The sequence below is a fragment of the Bradyrhizobium sp. HKCCYLRH3061 genome (assembly GCF_051168015.1).
In the GTDB taxonomy this organism is placed as follows: domain Bacteria; phylum Pseudomonadota; class Alphaproteobacteria; order Rhizobiales; family Xanthobacteraceae; genus Bradyrhizobium.
The window spans coordinates 298902-313614 of sequence record NZ_JBNPUE010000002.1 but is presented as its reverse complement, the minus strand read 5'-3'; the positions used below and the strand labels follow the sequence as shown (position 1 = coordinate 313614).

The following is a 14713-nucleotide window of genomic DNA, read 5'->3' as shown; positions in this document are numbered from 1 at the left end:
GATAATCTTATAGGTTGCACAGGAGCGTGTAGAGACCTATGCCTTTTTGACAAACTGATCTACGAAAATCTCGGACCTGAATACATTAGATCGCCCTCCACCAAAGGTGATTTTTTCCATTCGCCTCGATGTTTCGACTTCTGCTTTGAGAAAGTCCGTAAAGAAGCGGTCAAGATCATTCGACCCTCTGATGTTCTTCAAAGCGGCAAAGAAATCCAACGCATCGTTGTGAATGAAAAACCGTCGAGGCACTTGCAGCTCCTCAGACGCTACTATGCCATACCGAAGGTAGGGGTACACTTGCTTATGTTTGCGCGCTTTAGCACTATAGGTGAGGACGTCGTGAGTAGTTATTCGGGTCTTGAATTCCAGTACGACGCGGGGAACTTCGATCTCCTGCTTTTTCTCCAAGATGCACAGATCGGTTTGAAACGCGCTTTCACCACGGATGGGGTGCGTTGGATCGACCGTCAGTTTCAGATTGTTATCAACTAGGACCTCGTACAGCAGCGGTTGACCTCGTTTAACAACAAGTGGCGAGGACAGGATCCGTTCAGCAGCCGCTAACGCAATTGCAACAAACTCGCTTTCTTGTCCCACGCCCTAGGACCTCCGTGGTATTGGTTCCACATTCTACTCAATTGTCATTGAGACCGTAAGGTTGGCGGGTGTGCAGCCGCTCTTTCCAGTTGCTTTCGAGCCATTGAACTTCTTCGGCAGGCATGGTTGGAGACACCAGTTCGAGGATCGTGAAGCGAAAATTCGCGGGATCACGCCGGCGAAGAAGCTTGTTTCCTCCATGTCCCGATGTCCCATAGTGTTGCCATCTGCCTAGGAGATTGTCTGCGCCGTAAGCCGAGCCGACATAGCCCTTTGCATCGGAGCTATCGAAGATGTAGTAGATGCCGCGCCACTCGGCGAGCTTGGCCTGCCAGCGTTTCGGCAAGACGCTGAGTTGACTCCAACTAAAGTCTAGCTCATTCCACTTTTGCATCGCGGCGTCGAGGGCGCTATCCTCTAGGATCGCGTGAATTGGCATCTTGTTGCGATGGGCACGTCGCCACCAAGAGCGCTCCGGCGGTGGCCAGTCTACGATCAGCTTGCCTTTCCACTCGGAATAGAAATTCATCGGCTTCAGGTCGAACCACAAACAACTTGATCTGCGGCCCGCAATAAACCCGCGCATCCCGAATTTCTTCAATTCGACGTGCGCCGGAACGCGCCAATACTGCGCATGCGTGAGAGACTTTGATTTTCCAAGAGCGTACGCTCCGACGAATAGCGCTTTGCCGGAGCCATGCCGGATGAACGAAACCACGTACTTGGCTGACCGCAGGGCATTTTCGACTTTTTCGCCATGCGTCTGTTGATAGGCGTTGTACAGGTCGGGCCGCTCCGCCGCTAGAAGCGGAAAGACCTTGTTCAGTTCGGGCTCAGTGGGTCGATGGCGAAACACGATAGCTTCGCGCGGATCGATACCCTTGACCATCAATAATTCGTTTAGCTCCATCTGGCCGATCCATGCGCACAAGCCAGAGGATCGCCCAACCGTGAGGGACAGGCAAGCCGCTATTGCAGTGGGCAACCCGATGGGCACAGAAGACAGGGAGGAACACCTTGGCAAAGGCGCTCTGGCTTATCGGGCAAGGAAGGAGCTGCGCACGATCATCCGACCCCGACGCAACCCGGTTCGATATTGCGGAGGTGGCGGCGCCGGCGGCACCTTTTCGGCGAGTGCAACGAATTCATCAGCAGTCAATGGCGCCGGCGGCGGTGCCGGCGGACGCGGCTTTGGCGCCGCGGTGTCGAGCCGGTAGGGCAACGCCTGGCGCGCGGCAAGCGCATAGACCGCGGTGTCCAAAGCCTCATTGCGCCGGCCGCCGGGTAGCATCCAGACGCGATACGGCCGCCCCTCGCTGTAGCGGGTCTGGACTTCCTCCGACGTCAGTTGCCGGAAATATTCATCACCGAACATACCGCCAACGGGAAAATGCATGTAGCCGGGACCTGGCTCGGTGAACCGCAGCCGCGAGTAGATGACGTCCTTCGCGGTATCCACACCAACCCAAAAGACGCGATACCCGGCCTTGGTCTTGCTCGCGCGGCCCGACCAGATCGGTTTCGCACCGGCAACGCCTCGGACCGCCACAACGCCTTTGCGCCGCCGGCAATAGGAATGCACGGCGTGCGCATGGTGTCCGCCGCTGTCGATCGCGGTAAGCCTCACGCGCATCTCGCGACCGTCCTCCCGGCAATAGGTTTCTCGCAGAACGGCGTCAAGCTGATCCCAGACGTACTGCTGCGCCGGATCACCGGGCAGCACTGCATAGCGCACCGCCCAGCTTTCCTCGAACGGTCCCCAGCCGACAATCTGCACTTCGAGCCGGTCGCCTTGCGTATCGACGCCCGCTGTGAGGAAACGCACGGTCTCTGGGACCGATTGCAGCCCATAGTTCTCGCCGCGCGTCATCAACGATGTTGCTTCGACCACTTCGCGTTCCTCCTCGAATGGTTCGCCCAGGACCGTGTTCGTCCAGACCTGTAACAGCGCCGCATCCTTCCGCGCGGCGAGGAATTCCGTCACCACGTCCGACAAAGCCACCCATGGCGAGATCAGTGCGGAGATGTGGAAACCGGCGACGCCATGTGCAGCACCTTCGGCGTTCGTCGCCCGCCAGTGACCGCGCGCGACCGAGTCGTGACGATCGGCATCGGTCCAGATCGATCCACAGTGCTCGCAAACATAGTGCGCGGTGCCAGCCAAGTGCTTGCCGCTCTGCGCCTTGTCCCAGCGAACGTTAGACCAGACGAGCACCTGCGGCTCGTTGCAGTCTGGGCAAGGCACGAAGAACTTGCGCTGATCTGATGCGAGCCACTCACGCCAGATGACGCTTGTGCCCTTCAATGTCGGCGTCGAGCCGACCAGCGTCTTCCTGTTCCAGAACGTCGCCTGCCGCTTTGCGGCGAGCGCCAGCGGATCGCCTTCCGATCCCGCACTGACGGGCCAGCGATCGACCTCGTCGGCGAGGACGATACGCACGGGCCTCGATGCGAGACCTGCAGGCGAGTTCGCGCCAACGATCGCCAGACGGCCGCCGGGAAACTGCTTCTGCCGGAGCGTGTTGCTCGCATCACGCGATTGCGGTGCCGATACCTTGCCGGCGAGACGCGGCGTGTCCCTCAGCATCGGCACAAGGCGATCCTTCGACCAGGCCTCGCCCATTTCGACCGTCGGCTGCACGACCAGCATCGAGCCGGGGTCTTGGTCGACGAAATAGCCGACGATGTTGCCCAGACATTCGGTGTAGCCGACCTGCGATGCCTTCGCGACAACCACGCAGCGCACAGCCGGGGTCGTCATCGCATCCATGACGCCGCGCAGGTATTCGGCGCGCGCGGTGTCCCAGCGACCGGCTTCCGCGCTCGCTTCCGGTGACAGGATGCGCTCGCGGTCCGCCCACTCCGACACGGTCAACATCGGCGGCGGCGCGAACCCGGCCAACGCCCGAGCCGTGACGCTGTCCAGCGCCTCAGACGGCGGGAGTGATACTGATCTCGGCAAGGGCTGCATGAACTTCTTTCCGGAGCAGAGCTTCAGCTTCGGCGGGTGTCTTGAGCCCGATAATCCGCGTTGCCAGCTTCGTCGGGATCGCCAGAATGCGGGCGCGGACGACCACCACGACCTTCAGCCACGCCGCCTCGATGTCGGCGGCCGGGACAAGCTCGCCGGCCATCGTCCTGGCTTCGATCTCGGCGCGGTCGGCCTTCAATCGAGCCAGGCGGGACCGCTCTGCTGTCAAGCTCGCGACGTTCTCATCGCCCGCTGTCGCCGACGCCACCTTGTGCTTGATGTATGCCTGCACGGCCTTCGACGGATCGAAGGTCCCACGGCCGTCGCGCGGCAGAACGCCATCGCTCGCCAGATTGCTGACGGTGCCCCTGGCAATGCCGAGCAGGCGGGACAGTTCAGCGGCGGTGACGGGTTCAGTTTTCATGCCTTGAAATCTCCCCTGCGGCTAGGAACACGCCGCGGTCGCGCGTACCCCTCGGTTCATCTCGGCTCCAAAGGACCCGTAAGGCCTCGAGGGGCCTCCCACAGGCCCGTTCTCTCCTCTGCCCCCTCCATTCCCTGCCTGGGACAGCCATCGCACTACGGGCCGCCTAATCGAAACCTGCGTCATGTCTGACGAAGAAGGCTCTGGACCGGGCTGGCGGCCGAGCCATCAACGTGTCTCGATGACTTGCACCGCCTTGGCGGCCATGCCGCGCGATTTGCTGCCTTCCGGTTCTGCGGTGACCTGCAGCTCGACGCCGAGCACGGCGCGCGGGTCGGCGTCGGTGCGGTGCTCGACCGGCAGGCCGTCACGTTGCAACGACCAGACCAGAGAAGCTTCGGACCGCTCGATCGCCAGCTTGTCTTGCGCGATCTCGGAGAGCTTTCGTTCGCGATCCTGCGGCGACAGCGCGGCAGCGTCATCGGTAATGGCATCAATCTCCCGTTCGAGGCGTGCGACCAAGGCGTCTCGATGCAGCCAAACGAACAGCGCCGCCGTATCGATGATTTCGCCCATAGCGTTGCCAACAATCTGATCGCCGGTTTTCCCCACGATAGCGGCCAGCCCCAACCGTTGCATGGTCAGCGGCCAGCCGATGGCGTGTCCTGCTTCGACCAGCGCGGAAACGTCCGGCATGCCGCGCTCGGCCAGTTGCTCGATAGCCGCGCGCGCCTGAGCCTTGGCGTGTGCAGCTGGTAGGGGTGCGGATTTGACGCGGTGCTCGTCGGCGTCCAGCTCGCGGAGGCGATGACGGATGCGATCGAGCGCCGCCGCGACCGTCTCGCCCTTCTTCAGAACCGAGGCGACGTCGATACCGTCGGCAGGAACGATCGCCGTGCCGCCCGGCCGGCCTGTCCGAAGCCAGCCTTCTAAATTTGTCACCGACGCTCCAGCACTGCGCGAGCGGGCCTGCCTGGTCTCGAGCAGTTCGTTCAGCCGGGTCATCTCGGCGTCGACGGCGGCGAGCTTGCGCGCGGCGTCGATCACACTCACGTCGTCGTCATCCAGACCCGGACCGCCCTGGCCGCGCGGTGTCTTCAGGTGGGCGATCCGCGCTTTGAGCCGGTGCTGGTCAGCGCGTAGCTCGCCAAGCTGATCAAACAGCGGCCGTTGCAGGTTCATCGCATCTTCGGCGCGTTGGCGCAGCGAAAGCAGAAGCGGTCGCCGCGACGCTGGCAGCAGCTCGACGACGTCGAGCGACGGCGGAAGGCCAGGCGAGAAACCTGGAATGATGTTTGTAGCGTCCCACGGTGCCTGTTCAAACGATCTTGCCATGGTTGTCCTCCTACTTATCGACCACCACCATGGCGGCAGGCGTTGGCCACGAATAGCCTGCGTGCGCGATCTTATTAGTCGCCATTGCCGCCGAGCGCGCGGCGGATCGTGCGTGCTGCGATCGGCGCATCGCGCGCCTGCAGGATGCGCCAGCAGACTTCGCGCAACGAGCCGAGATGACGCTGCGGACATGACGTCTCAGTACGATCCCGTCGCCATGCGGTGCTCCGATAAACCGCCAAGGCGCGCGCCAGCTTCGTTGCCGCGCCACTCGCGGACATACCGACACAGAAACGGTTCACGGCACCGCGCAACAGCCGGTCGCGCTCGCGAAGCGCCCGAACTGTCGCAGGGAGCCGATGCCCCGGCCCGCGCGTCATCATGACGGCGTTGTCGTCAATCAGCTCGGCGCTCGCGACGTCGATCGCGCGCAATGGCTTCATGGCAGCACCGCGCGCGGATCGAGGAAGTGCCCGCCCGGCGCCACCTCGTGGAGCACGCGCGTTGCCGCGTCATCGATCTCAACTTCGTCACCGTGGCGCCAGCAGTTAGCGCACATGCCTGACACAGCAGCTTGCGTTGGCGTCGCGCCAGCCGTGGCGAATAGGAAGGCCGCAGGAAAGGGAAGCGGCTCTCCGCAGACAAAACAGCTTGGGCAGCTCCTCTCGCGCCAGAACGCGGCCGCGCGAAAGAAAAGTTGATGGCGTGGATGCCGATTGATCTCGCCTATGCTCAACAGTGCCGTGTCGAGTATGCCGCTCTGTCTCCTACTGAAGCGAGTGATCCTGGCGCGCCTCGCACGTCGCTGCTGCCGATTGCCGGGCTCGGTGAGCCGCTCGATTTCTCGCAACGTCGTCATCGGTCGCCGCCCTCTCGCTTCATGCTGCGCCGATGGTCTTCGTCGATCTGCCGCCACAGAGCGGCAACACGATCGCGCTGCGCCTCGGTGCGGTGCCGGCCGGCCAAGCCGTCCATCTGCCATTGTCGCAACTCGATGCGAACGGCCTCTATGTCGACCACCGATCCGGTATCATCGTCGGCGGCATCAGTGTCGGCCGGCTGATCGTCGGCGAGGTCCATCATCGCTTGCCAGTATCCGGCATCAGGATCGGACGGCATGGCAAGATCGTCCTCTGGGCGGCAGCGAACAAATCTGACTGCACATGGGCCATGGCCGTCACCATCGTCGCCCAACAGCCGCGCCGATCCGCCGACGCGCCATTTCCTCATCTGCGATGGCGGCGGGGATGATCTCCTTCGCCAATTTCGTGCAGCACTTGCCGGTCCGCGCACCTCTCATCCCTGGGATTTTTGCTTTGGGCACATCTGCGAGGCGGAACCTCCCTTCGAAAGGCCTCTTTACGGAGCCTCCGCGAGGTTTGAGACAATTCGCGTCCACAGTAGGAGCCACAAGGTTAGTGTGGACACGATTAGTCTCACCGGTCTTGGCCTTGCGGCGGTAATACGTGGCGCGGCTGATGCCTGCCGCTTTCCATGGCTCGGTCTGGCTGAGTGGAACCCGCTTGGGCTTGCCAGCGCGGTCCTCCCGTTTGCGTTCCCGGTCCTTGCGCTTGCGGCGTTCTGCGGGTGTCTCGGCCACGTCGCAGGCCCAAATCGTCCTGATCTTCAGCGCCGTCCTTTCGACGTCGGTCAGGCCGAGAAGCTCGCCCAGGCGGGCGGCTTTGTACCGCTGCGGATCGCCGGCGGCCATATGTGCCAGCGCCTCGGCCTCCTCGGGCGGCATCCATGGTGCCCATACGGCAGCCCACCCGCGACAGCGCTCGACAACGTCGACGCCCGCCACGGCAATGTGGTGGAAGGCGATCATGACGTAGTTGCGCCCGTGTTCGTCTGCCGGGAGGTGCCGCCCGTCCCGATGTTTCAGGAGCCGTTCGAACTCGCGCATGCGGAGGTTACCCATCAGCCGCTTCGGACGATCCTGCTTGTCGCGAGCTGCGGCGCGGTACTTCGCAGCGATCAGGCGGTGTCGAATTGCTTTGACGGAGCGCGGCGGCGGCTTGCGGGCAGTACATGGTTCGGATAAATTCACGGTGGCCTCGTGCGAGAGGTTTTCTTTTTGACCGCCGTCCGCCCGCCCGGTGTACGTCGGCCACGTTGCATTCAGCGGCCGTCCCTCGATCAGGAGGGGCGGCCGTTTGCTGTCAGGGTGGATCGCGCGCCCGTAGCGGCGGTGCGTCATTGTGCAGGCCGGCGCCGTAGGCGCCGCCATTCGCCTCGTCATTGCTGGCGCCGTCGCGCTCGACGACGTGCAGGTGGTCGCGATCGGCGCGGTGGTCGTCGTTCTGGTGTTCGAGGCGGCAGGTTGCGATCATGGGGCAGCCCTCCGCATTCGGACGGCGGCAAAAACCGCAAAGGCTTCAATGCTGACGTTTAGGGTGGTTTTGTCCGAATGGGCCTTGATCGGCTTCAGCCGCCGAAACCCTTCCAAGCTGAATACGAGGGTTCGATTCCCTTCACCCGCTCCAAGGCTTCCGCGGCCACTCCGTCATCCGACCAGAAGCGATCCTCGTCATGGGGCGCTCACGCGATGTCGCAGTCCCAATCTTCTGGGGACGTCGGTTTCCCTGGTCGTCGGTGCAGACTCCCCAGCCGGTCCGGCCGATCAGTCGCAAGCGACGCGATTGCCCATCCGCCGGCACGTCCTGCCGTCGCTGAAATAGGTCGTGTTTCCGATCGTATGCGCCGACGTGCCATCGCTGTAGTAGGTGTGATTGCCGATCTGCTGCGAGCTGCTGCCGTCGTTGTTGTAGGTGAAGCGCCCGATCTGCTGCGACGAGGAGCCGTCGTTCCAATAGGTATTGTTGCCGATCCGCTGCCCCGACGTCCCGTCGTCGCACAGGATCTGGTTGCCGATGAGCTGGCAGGTCTCGGCCTGAGCTGCTGTCGCCGCCCACAGGCCGAAAGCGATCGCGAGAACGTGGCGCATGAGATCGACTCCCGAAATTGCAACATCCAATCTCAACCCCTGTGCCAGCGCAACCGGAAACGATCCGCGGTGACCGGCAGGGGTCAACGTCCGGCGCCGCGTGTCCTGGTCTTGCCGGCGGCTCCGCCGACCCGGAACGCCCGCATCTGGCCGCTGAGAAAGCGGAGCAGGTGGCTGGCGGCATGCGGCAGCTCGCGGCCGCGCCGGGTGATGACGCAGGCTTCGCTCGACGACAGCAGGCGGTTGTCGACCGGCACCGCGGCGAGCGAGCCGTCGGCAAGATCGGCGGCGATCGCGAAGGCGGGCAGGAGCGTCAGGCCGAGGCCGCCCTTGACGAAGTGGCGGAGCACGTTGATCGAGCTGGTGATGAGCTTCGGCGACAGAGCGATGCGCTCGGCGGCCTCCGCCATCGCCACGATCTGACGCGTGCCGTAGCTTGCATGCATCAGGCCGAGCGGGTGGTCGGCGAGCTCGCGCAGGCGCAAGGGACGGCCGAGCCGCGCCAGCGCGTGATCCGGCGGCATGATCGCGCAGAGCGGCTGCCGGCTCGCGGTGGCGATCCGGATGCGTGGATCGGCTGACGGGTTGAACACCAGGCCGATGTGATGGCGGTCTTCGGCCACGGCATTGACGACCTCGTTGGTGCCGGCGAGGTCGAACGACATCGTGAGGTCGGGATGGCGCTGCCAGAACCGGCCGAGCGGCCCCGACATCAGGTCGCTGACGAAACCCTCGCCGAGCACGATGTCGATGTGGCCGCGTTTGAGCCCCTGCAACTCCCGCAGCTTGGCGACGGTGTCGGCCTGGTCGGCCTGCCATTGCCGGAAGCGCTCGACCAGCAGCGCGCCGGCCGCGGTGGCGCGGATGCCGCGGCTGAGGCGCTCGAGCAAAGTGAGGCCGAGCTCGTTCTCCAGCAGCGCGATCTGCCGGCTGATCACCGACGCGTTGACGTCGAGCGCTTCGGCGGCGGCGCGCACCGAGCCGAGGCGGATCGCCTCGTGCAGATAGTGCAGGCGGTGATGATCGAGCAGGGCGGACATGGCTTCGGAACGTGTTGACCTGAGGGCAACACTAGCGGCGGAGGACCCTGATGTCTGCCCCGGATTGGCGCGGCTACGTTGCGGTAGCAGATCTGGCAGGAGGCATCGTGACCGCAGTCGGTATCATCGGACTTGGCAGGATGGGGCGCGGCATGGCGCTGACGCTGAAGGGCGCCGGCTTTGCCGTCACCGGCTACGACACGCTGGCCGCGACGCGCGCGGCGCTGCCGGCCGAGGGTATTGTGGTCGTCGACAGCATCGGCGGCGTGGTCGCCGCCGCCGACATCGTGATCCTGTCGCTGCCGACCGCCGGCATCGTCGCCGATGTCGTGGAGGGCGCCGGCGGCATCCTCGCGCAGGCCAAAGCCGGTGTCGTCATCGTCGACACCTCGACCTCGCATCCCGAGACTTCGCGCCGGCTTGCAGCCCTTCTCAAGGCGCGCGGCATGGGCTTTGTCGATGCGCCGGTCAGCGGCGGGCCGAAGGGCGCGGCGGCGGGCACCATGACGATGGTGATCGGCGCCGACGGCGATGATCTTGCGCGCGTGCTGCCGGTGCTGGAGCGGATGAGCGCCAAGCGCGTCCATGTCGGCGGCGTCGGCGCCGGCAACGTCGCCAAGATCGTCAACAACCTGCTCTGCGCCGCGCATCTGCTCACCGCTGCGGAGGCGCTGCGCATCGCCGACGCGGCGGGCGTCGATGCCGGGCGGCTGCTCGAAGGCCTGAATGCCGGCTCCGGCCGCTCCGGCGTCACGCTCGTCAACGTACCCGATTGGATTCTCAACGGCGCCTTCGATTCCGGCTTCACTATGCAGCTGATGCGCAAGGACGTCAGGCTCGCGGCGCAGTTCATTGGGGAGCTCGGCCTTGCGCTGCCCATCGCTGCAGATACCGCACGCATCTGGGCCGACAGCGCCGCCAGCATCGCCGACGCCGATGATTTCAACCGCATCGTCGAGCTGCGGCTCGGTCCGATGCCGAAAGCCGTGAGCGTGCCGCCATGACCCATTTCATCGATCCCCGCCTGCGCGCCGCCACGCTGCCGTTCTGGCCTGACTTGGAGGCCGTTGGCTCCCATGTCGGCGGTCACCTGATCGTCGGCGATGGCGCGACGGTCTCGGTGAATGATCCCGCCACTGGCCGATTGCTGTTCACCTACGCCGATGCCGGCGCCGACGTCGCCGCGAAAGCGGCTTGTGTCGCGGCGGCGGGGCAGGCGGAATGGGCGAAGCTGACCGCCGCGGGCCGCGGCCGGGTGATGCAGGCGGTGGCGCGGGCGATCCTCGTCGCAGCCGAGCCGCTGGCGCATCTGGAAGCGCTGTCCGCCGGCAAGCCGATCCGCGACACCAGGGGCGAAGTCGTCAAGGTCGCGGAGATGTTCGAGTATTATGCGGGCTGGGCGGACAAATTCCACGGCGACGTCATCCCGGTGCCGTCAAGCCATCTCAACTACACGCGCCGCGAACCGATGGGCGTGGTGCTGCAGATCACGCCGTGGAACGCGCCAGTCTTCACCGCGGGATGGCAGATCGCACCGGCGATCAGCATGGGCAACGCCGTGCTGCTCAAACCCTCGGAGCTGACGCCGCTGACGTCGCTGGCGCTCGCAAGCATTGCCGAACGCGCGGGCCTGCCGAAGGGCGTCGTCAACGTGCTCGCGGGTTTCGGCCACACCACGGGGCAGGCGGCGCTCGGCCAGCCCGCCGTGAAGAAGGTCGTGTTCGTCGGCTCGGTGCCGACCGGGCGGCTGATCGGTGAGGCCGCGGCGCGCAGGCTGCTGCCGTCGGTGCTCGAGCTCGGCGGCAAGTCCGCCAACATCGTGTTCGCCGATGCCGATCTCGAACGTGCCGCCGTCGGCGCGCAGGCCGCGATCTTCGGCGGCGCCGGCCAGAGCTGCGTCGCGGGCTCCAGGCTGTTGGTGCAGGGCGCGGTCTATGACCGCTTCGTCGATCTGGTCGCGCAAGGCGCGGCGAAGATCAGATGCGGCGATCCGCTGTCGGCGGACACCGAGATCGGGCCGATCAACAACGCCAGGCAATATGACCATGTGCTGTCATTGATCGCCGAAGGCGCAGCCGAGGGCGCGGAGATCGTCGCTGGCGCAGATGGCGTGGCGCAGGACGGCGGATATTTCGTCAAGCCGACCGTGCTCAAGAACGTCACCAACGCCATGGGCATCGCGCGCAAGGAGGTGTTCGGCCCGGTCGTCGCCGCGATCCGTTTCGACACCGAAGAAGAGGCGATCGCGATCGCCAATGACAGCGAGTTCGGCCTCGCTGGCGCGGTGTGGACCAGGGACGTCGCGCGCGCGCATCGCGTCGCAGCGCAGGTCAAGGCCGGCACGTTCTGGATCAACGCCTACAAGACCATCAACGTCGCCTCGCCGTTCGGCGGCTATAACAACAGTGGCCATGGCCGCTCCTCCGGCAGCGAGGCGCTGTACGAATACACGCAGGTGAAAAGCGTTTGGGTCGAGACCGCGGCCGAGCCGGCCGTGGCGTTCGGCTACGCGCCGGGCTTGCGCGATTGAGCGGGCGTGGCATGATCGGTGCAAGAGCTGCGCGCCACGGAACGACCACTTAGTTCCGAAATAAGGAACGGAAACATGCCGCGCTTCGTCAACGTCGCCATTGGTCAGCTCGGCCCGATTGCCAAGAGCGAAACACGGACCGCGGTGGTTGCGCGACTGATGGCGTTGATGCGGCAGGCGCACGCCAATGGCTGCGACCTGATCGTTTATCCCGAGCTCGCGCTGACGACGTTCTTCCCGCGCTGGTACATGGCCGATCAGGCCGAGATCGATCAATATTTCGAGCGCGAGATGCCGGGGCCGGAGACGCAGGTCTTGTTCTCGCTCGCGAGGGATCTGCGGATCGGCTTCTGCCTGGGCTATGCCGAACTCGCAGTCGAGGACGGCATCGTGCACCGCTACAACACCGCCATTCTCGTCGACAAGACAGGCACCATCGTCTCGAAATACCGCAAGGTGCATCTGCCGGGACATGCCGAGCACGAGCCGTGGCGCAAGTTCCAGCATCTGGAAAAGCGCTATTTCGAACCGGGCAAGAGCTTTGGCGTCGCCGGCGCCTTCGGCGGCGTCATCGGCATGGCGATCTGCAACGACCGCCGCTGGCCCGAGACCTATCGCGTGATGGGGCTGCAAGGCGTCGAGATGGTGCTGATCGGCTACAACACGCCGGTGCACAACCCGCCGGCGCCGGAACATGATGACCTCTCGCTGTTCCACAACCGCCTCGTGATGCAGTCAGGTGCCTATCAGAACGGCACCTGGGTGATCGGCGTCGCCAAGGGCGGCATCGAGGAGGGCATCGACCACATCGCCGGCAGCTGCATCATCGCCCCTTCAGGCGAGATCGTCGCGGCCTGCGCCACCAAGGGCGACGAGATCGCGCTGGCACGCTGTGACCTCGATTTGTGCAGATCCTACAAGCAGACGATCTTCAACTTCGACGTCCATCGCCAGCCGCACGCTTACGGCATGATCGTCGAGCGCAAGGGCGAGACGCTGATGGCCGACGGCTCGCCGGTGCGGAAGGCATGATGCGTTCGGCAATCGCGCGCAAGTCCGTAGCCCGCATGAGCGCAGCGACATGCGGGTTCACACGAGGAGTCTCGGAGAACCCGGGGTCGCTGCGCTCGCCCGGGCTTCGATAGGCTTGCGCCCCATGCCTCATTTGCGTTCAAATGAACGCGCTCCACACGCGTGGCATGGGCCTTGCTTACAATTTCGGCAATTGAACTTGGGCATGTTGCATCAGGAGAGAACATGGATCGCAGAACGGTATTGAAGGGATTGGCGGGCGCGGGTGGTCTGGCGCTGACGGGACTTGCGGCGCCGGCGATCGCCCAAGGCGCTGCCGCACGCACCTTGCGTTTTGTGCCACAGGCCAATCTCGCCAATTTCGATCCGATCTGGGGCACCCAATATGTCGTGCGCAACGCAGCCGCGATGGTGTGGGATACGCTGTACGGCATCGACGATCAGTTCGTGCCGCAGCGCCAGATGGTGGAATCGGAGGAGGTGTCCTCCGACGGCCTGACCTGGACCTTCAAGCTGCGTCCCGGCCTCAAATTCCACGACGGCGAGCCGGTGCTCGCCAAGGACGTCGTCGCGAGCCTCACGCGCTGGTCGGCGCGCGATCCGATGGGCCTGATGCTCAAGGCGATCCAGAACGAGCTCACGGCGGTCGACGACAAGACCTTCAAATGGGTGCTGAAGCAGCCTTATCCGAAGATGCTGTTCGCGCTCGGCAAGGGCAACGCGCCGTGCGCCTTCATCATGCCCGAGCGCATCGCGCAGACCGATCCGTTCAAGCAGATGTCCGAATATATCGGCTCCGGCCCGTTCAAGTTCGTCAAGGGCGAATGGGTGCCAGGCGCCAAGGCGGTGTTCGAGAAGTTCACCGACTACGTGCCGCGCCAGGAGAAGCCGGTGTGGCTCGCCGGCGGCAAGCAGGTGCTGGTCGATCGCGTCGAATGGGTGATCATGCCGGACCCCGCGACCGCGGCTGCGGCGCTGCAGAACGGCGAGGTCGACTGGTGGGAGAACCCGATCACCGATCTCGTGCCGGTGCTGAAGGGCAACAAGAACATCGGCGTCGACATCGGCGATCCCCTCGGCAATGTCGGTGCGTTCCGCATCAACCATCTGTACCCGCCGTTCAACAACGTGAAGGCGCGCCAGGCCATCCTGATGGCGATGAGCCAGGAGGACTACATGCGCGCGCTGGTCGGCGACGACAACGCGCTGTGGAAGCCGCTGCCGGGCGTGTTCACACCCGGCACGCCGCTCTATACCGAGGAAGGCGGCGATATCCTGAAGGGCAAGCGCGACCTGGCCAAAGCCAAGAAGCTGCTGGAGGAAGCCGGCTACAAGGGCGAGCCGATCACCTGCCTCGTCGCGCAGGATCAGCCGATCACCAAGGCGTTCGGCGACGTCACCGCGGATCTGCTGAAGAAGCTCGGCATGAACGTCGATTTCGTCGCGACCGACTGGGGCACGGTCGGTGCCCGCCGCGCCTTGAAAACGCCGCCGGCGCAGGGCGGCTGGCACATGTTCCACACTTGGCACGCCGGCGCCGACTGCATCAATCCGGCTGCCTACAACGCGCTGCGCGCCAATGGCGACAAGGCCTGGTTCGGCTGGCCGAACAGCGAGCCGGTGGAGAAGGAGATCACCAACTGGTTCAACGCGAAGTCGCTCGATGAGGAGAAGGTCGTGGCCGGCCGCATCAACAAGGCTGCGATCGACGACGTCGTGTTCGCGCCGACCGGCTTCTTCCTCGGCTACACTGCGTGGCGCAAGACCGTCTCCGGCGTGACCAAGGGGCCGATCCCGCTGTTCTGGGGCGTGTCGAAGACCGCATAGGCACTGA

Annotated in this window: 16 protein-coding genes; 4 read left to right on the top strand and 12 right to left on the bottom strand. The window is 64.4% G+C overall.

Annotation, left to right across the window (positions count from 1 at the left end; all coding sequences use genetic code 11):
* Positions 1-36: 36 nt before the first annotated feature.
* The 12 genes from ACQR2C_RS05360 to ACQR2C_RS05305 all read right to left on the bottom strand — a co-directional run bounded on the left by ACQR2C_RS05360 (position 37) and on the right by ACQR2C_RS05305 (position 9317).
* Positions 37-600, bottom strand: a complete 564-nt coding sequence (locus ACQR2C_RS05360; RefSeq protein ID WP_434880640.1) for a hypothetical protein — start codon at positions 598-600, stop codon at positions 37-39.
* A gap of 37 nt (positions 601-637) precedes the next feature.
* Complete coding sequence (locus ACQR2C_RS05355) at positions 638-1489, bottom strand: GIY-YIG nuclease family protein (RefSeq protein WP_434880639.1); 852 nt, start codon at positions 1487-1489, stop codon at positions 638-640.
* A gap of 147 nt (positions 1490-1636) precedes the next feature.
* Complete coding sequence (locus ACQR2C_RS05350; RefSeq protein WP_434880638.1) at positions 1637-3502, bottom strand: phage terminase large subunit family protein; 1866 nt, start codon at positions 3500-3502, stop codon at positions 1637-1639.
* Between the two features lie 28 nt (positions 3503-3530).
* Positions 3531-3995, bottom strand: coding sequence for a hypothetical protein (locus tag ACQR2C_RS05345; RefSeq protein WP_434880637.1), 465 nt, complete (start codon positions 3993-3995; stop codon positions 3531-3533).
* 228 nt (positions 3996-4223) lie between these two features.
* The gene (locus tag ACQR2C_RS05340) at positions 4224-5330 is read right to left on the bottom strand and encodes a hypothetical protein (protein WP_434880636.1); all 1107 of its coding nucleotides are present in this window, start codon (positions 5328-5330) and stop codon (positions 4224-4226) included.
* A gap of 74 nt (positions 5331-5404) precedes the next feature.
* A complete protein-coding gene (locus ACQR2C_RS05335) occupies positions 5405-5773 on the bottom strand; it encodes a hypothetical protein (protein ID WP_434880635.1) in 369 nt (122 codons plus the stop codon).
* Positions 5770-6189: a hypothetical protein gene (locus ACQR2C_RS05330; RefSeq protein WP_434880634.1), complete on the bottom strand. Its 420-nt coding sequence runs from the start codon at positions 6187-6189 to the stop codon at positions 5770-5772. The genes ACQR2C_RS05335 and ACQR2C_RS05330 overlap by 4 nt, the downstream gene beginning before the upstream one ends.
* Positions 6186-6449, bottom strand: a complete 264-nt coding sequence (locus ACQR2C_RS05325; protein WP_434880633.1) for a hypothetical protein — start codon at positions 6447-6449, stop codon at positions 6186-6188. The genes ACQR2C_RS05330 and ACQR2C_RS05325 overlap by 4 nt, the downstream gene beginning before the upstream one ends.
* Before the next feature lie 58 nt (positions 6450-6507).
* Positions 6508-7530, bottom strand: a complete 1023-nt coding sequence (locus tag ACQR2C_RS05320) for a hypothetical protein (protein WP_434880632.1) — start codon at positions 7528-7530, stop codon at positions 6508-6510.
* The gene (locus ACQR2C_RS05315) at positions 7493-7663 is read right to left on the bottom strand and encodes a hypothetical protein (protein ID WP_434880631.1); all 171 of its coding nucleotides are present in this window, start codon (positions 7661-7663) and stop codon (positions 7493-7495) included. Before ACQR2C_RS05315 ends, ACQR2C_RS05320 begins: the two co-directional genes overlap by 38 nt.
* A gap of 290 nt (positions 7664-7953) precedes the next feature.
* The gene (locus ACQR2C_RS05310) at positions 7954-8277 is read right to left on the bottom strand and encodes a hypothetical protein (protein WP_316216017.1); all 324 of its coding nucleotides are present in this window, start codon (positions 8275-8277) and stop codon (positions 7954-7956) included.
* A gap of 83 nt (positions 8278-8360) precedes the next feature.
* Positions 8361-9317 (bottom strand): LysR family transcriptional regulator, encoded by a 957-nt coding sequence (locus ACQR2C_RS05305; RefSeq protein ID WP_434880630.1) that lies wholly within the window; start codon positions 9315-9317, stop codon positions 8361-8363.
* Positions 9318-9424: 107 nt separating this feature from the next.
* Here ACQR2C_RS05305 and ACQR2C_RS05300 point away from each other — a divergent pair, with 107 nt between their 5' ends.
* The 4 genes from ACQR2C_RS05300 (at position 9425) to ACQR2C_RS05285 (ending at position 14706) form a co-directional block, all read left to right on the top strand.
* Positions 9425-10321 carry an NAD(P)-dependent oxidoreductase gene (locus ACQR2C_RS05300; protein WP_434880629.1) on the top strand — a complete coding sequence of 299 codons (897 nt, stop codon included), beginning with the start codon at positions 9425-9427 and terminating at the stop codon, positions 10319-10321.
* Positions 10318-11847, top strand: coding sequence for an aldehyde dehydrogenase family protein (locus tag ACQR2C_RS05295; RefSeq protein ID WP_434880628.1), 1530 nt, complete (start codon positions 10318-10320; stop codon positions 11845-11847). Before ACQR2C_RS05300 ends, ACQR2C_RS05295 begins: the two co-directional genes overlap by 4 nt.
* A 75-nt stretch (positions 11848-11922) precedes the next feature.
* On the top strand, positions 11923-12879 hold the full coding sequence (locus ACQR2C_RS05290; RefSeq protein ID WP_434880627.1) for an N-carbamoyl-D-amino-acid hydrolase: 957 nt from the start codon (positions 11923-11925) through the stop codon (positions 12877-12879).
* 225 nt (positions 12880-13104) lie between these two features.
* Complete coding sequence (locus tag ACQR2C_RS05285) at positions 13105-14706, top strand: ABC transporter substrate-binding protein (protein ID WP_434880626.1); 1602 nt, start codon at positions 13105-13107, stop codon at positions 14704-14706.
* Positions 14707-14713 lie beyond the last annotated feature (7 nt).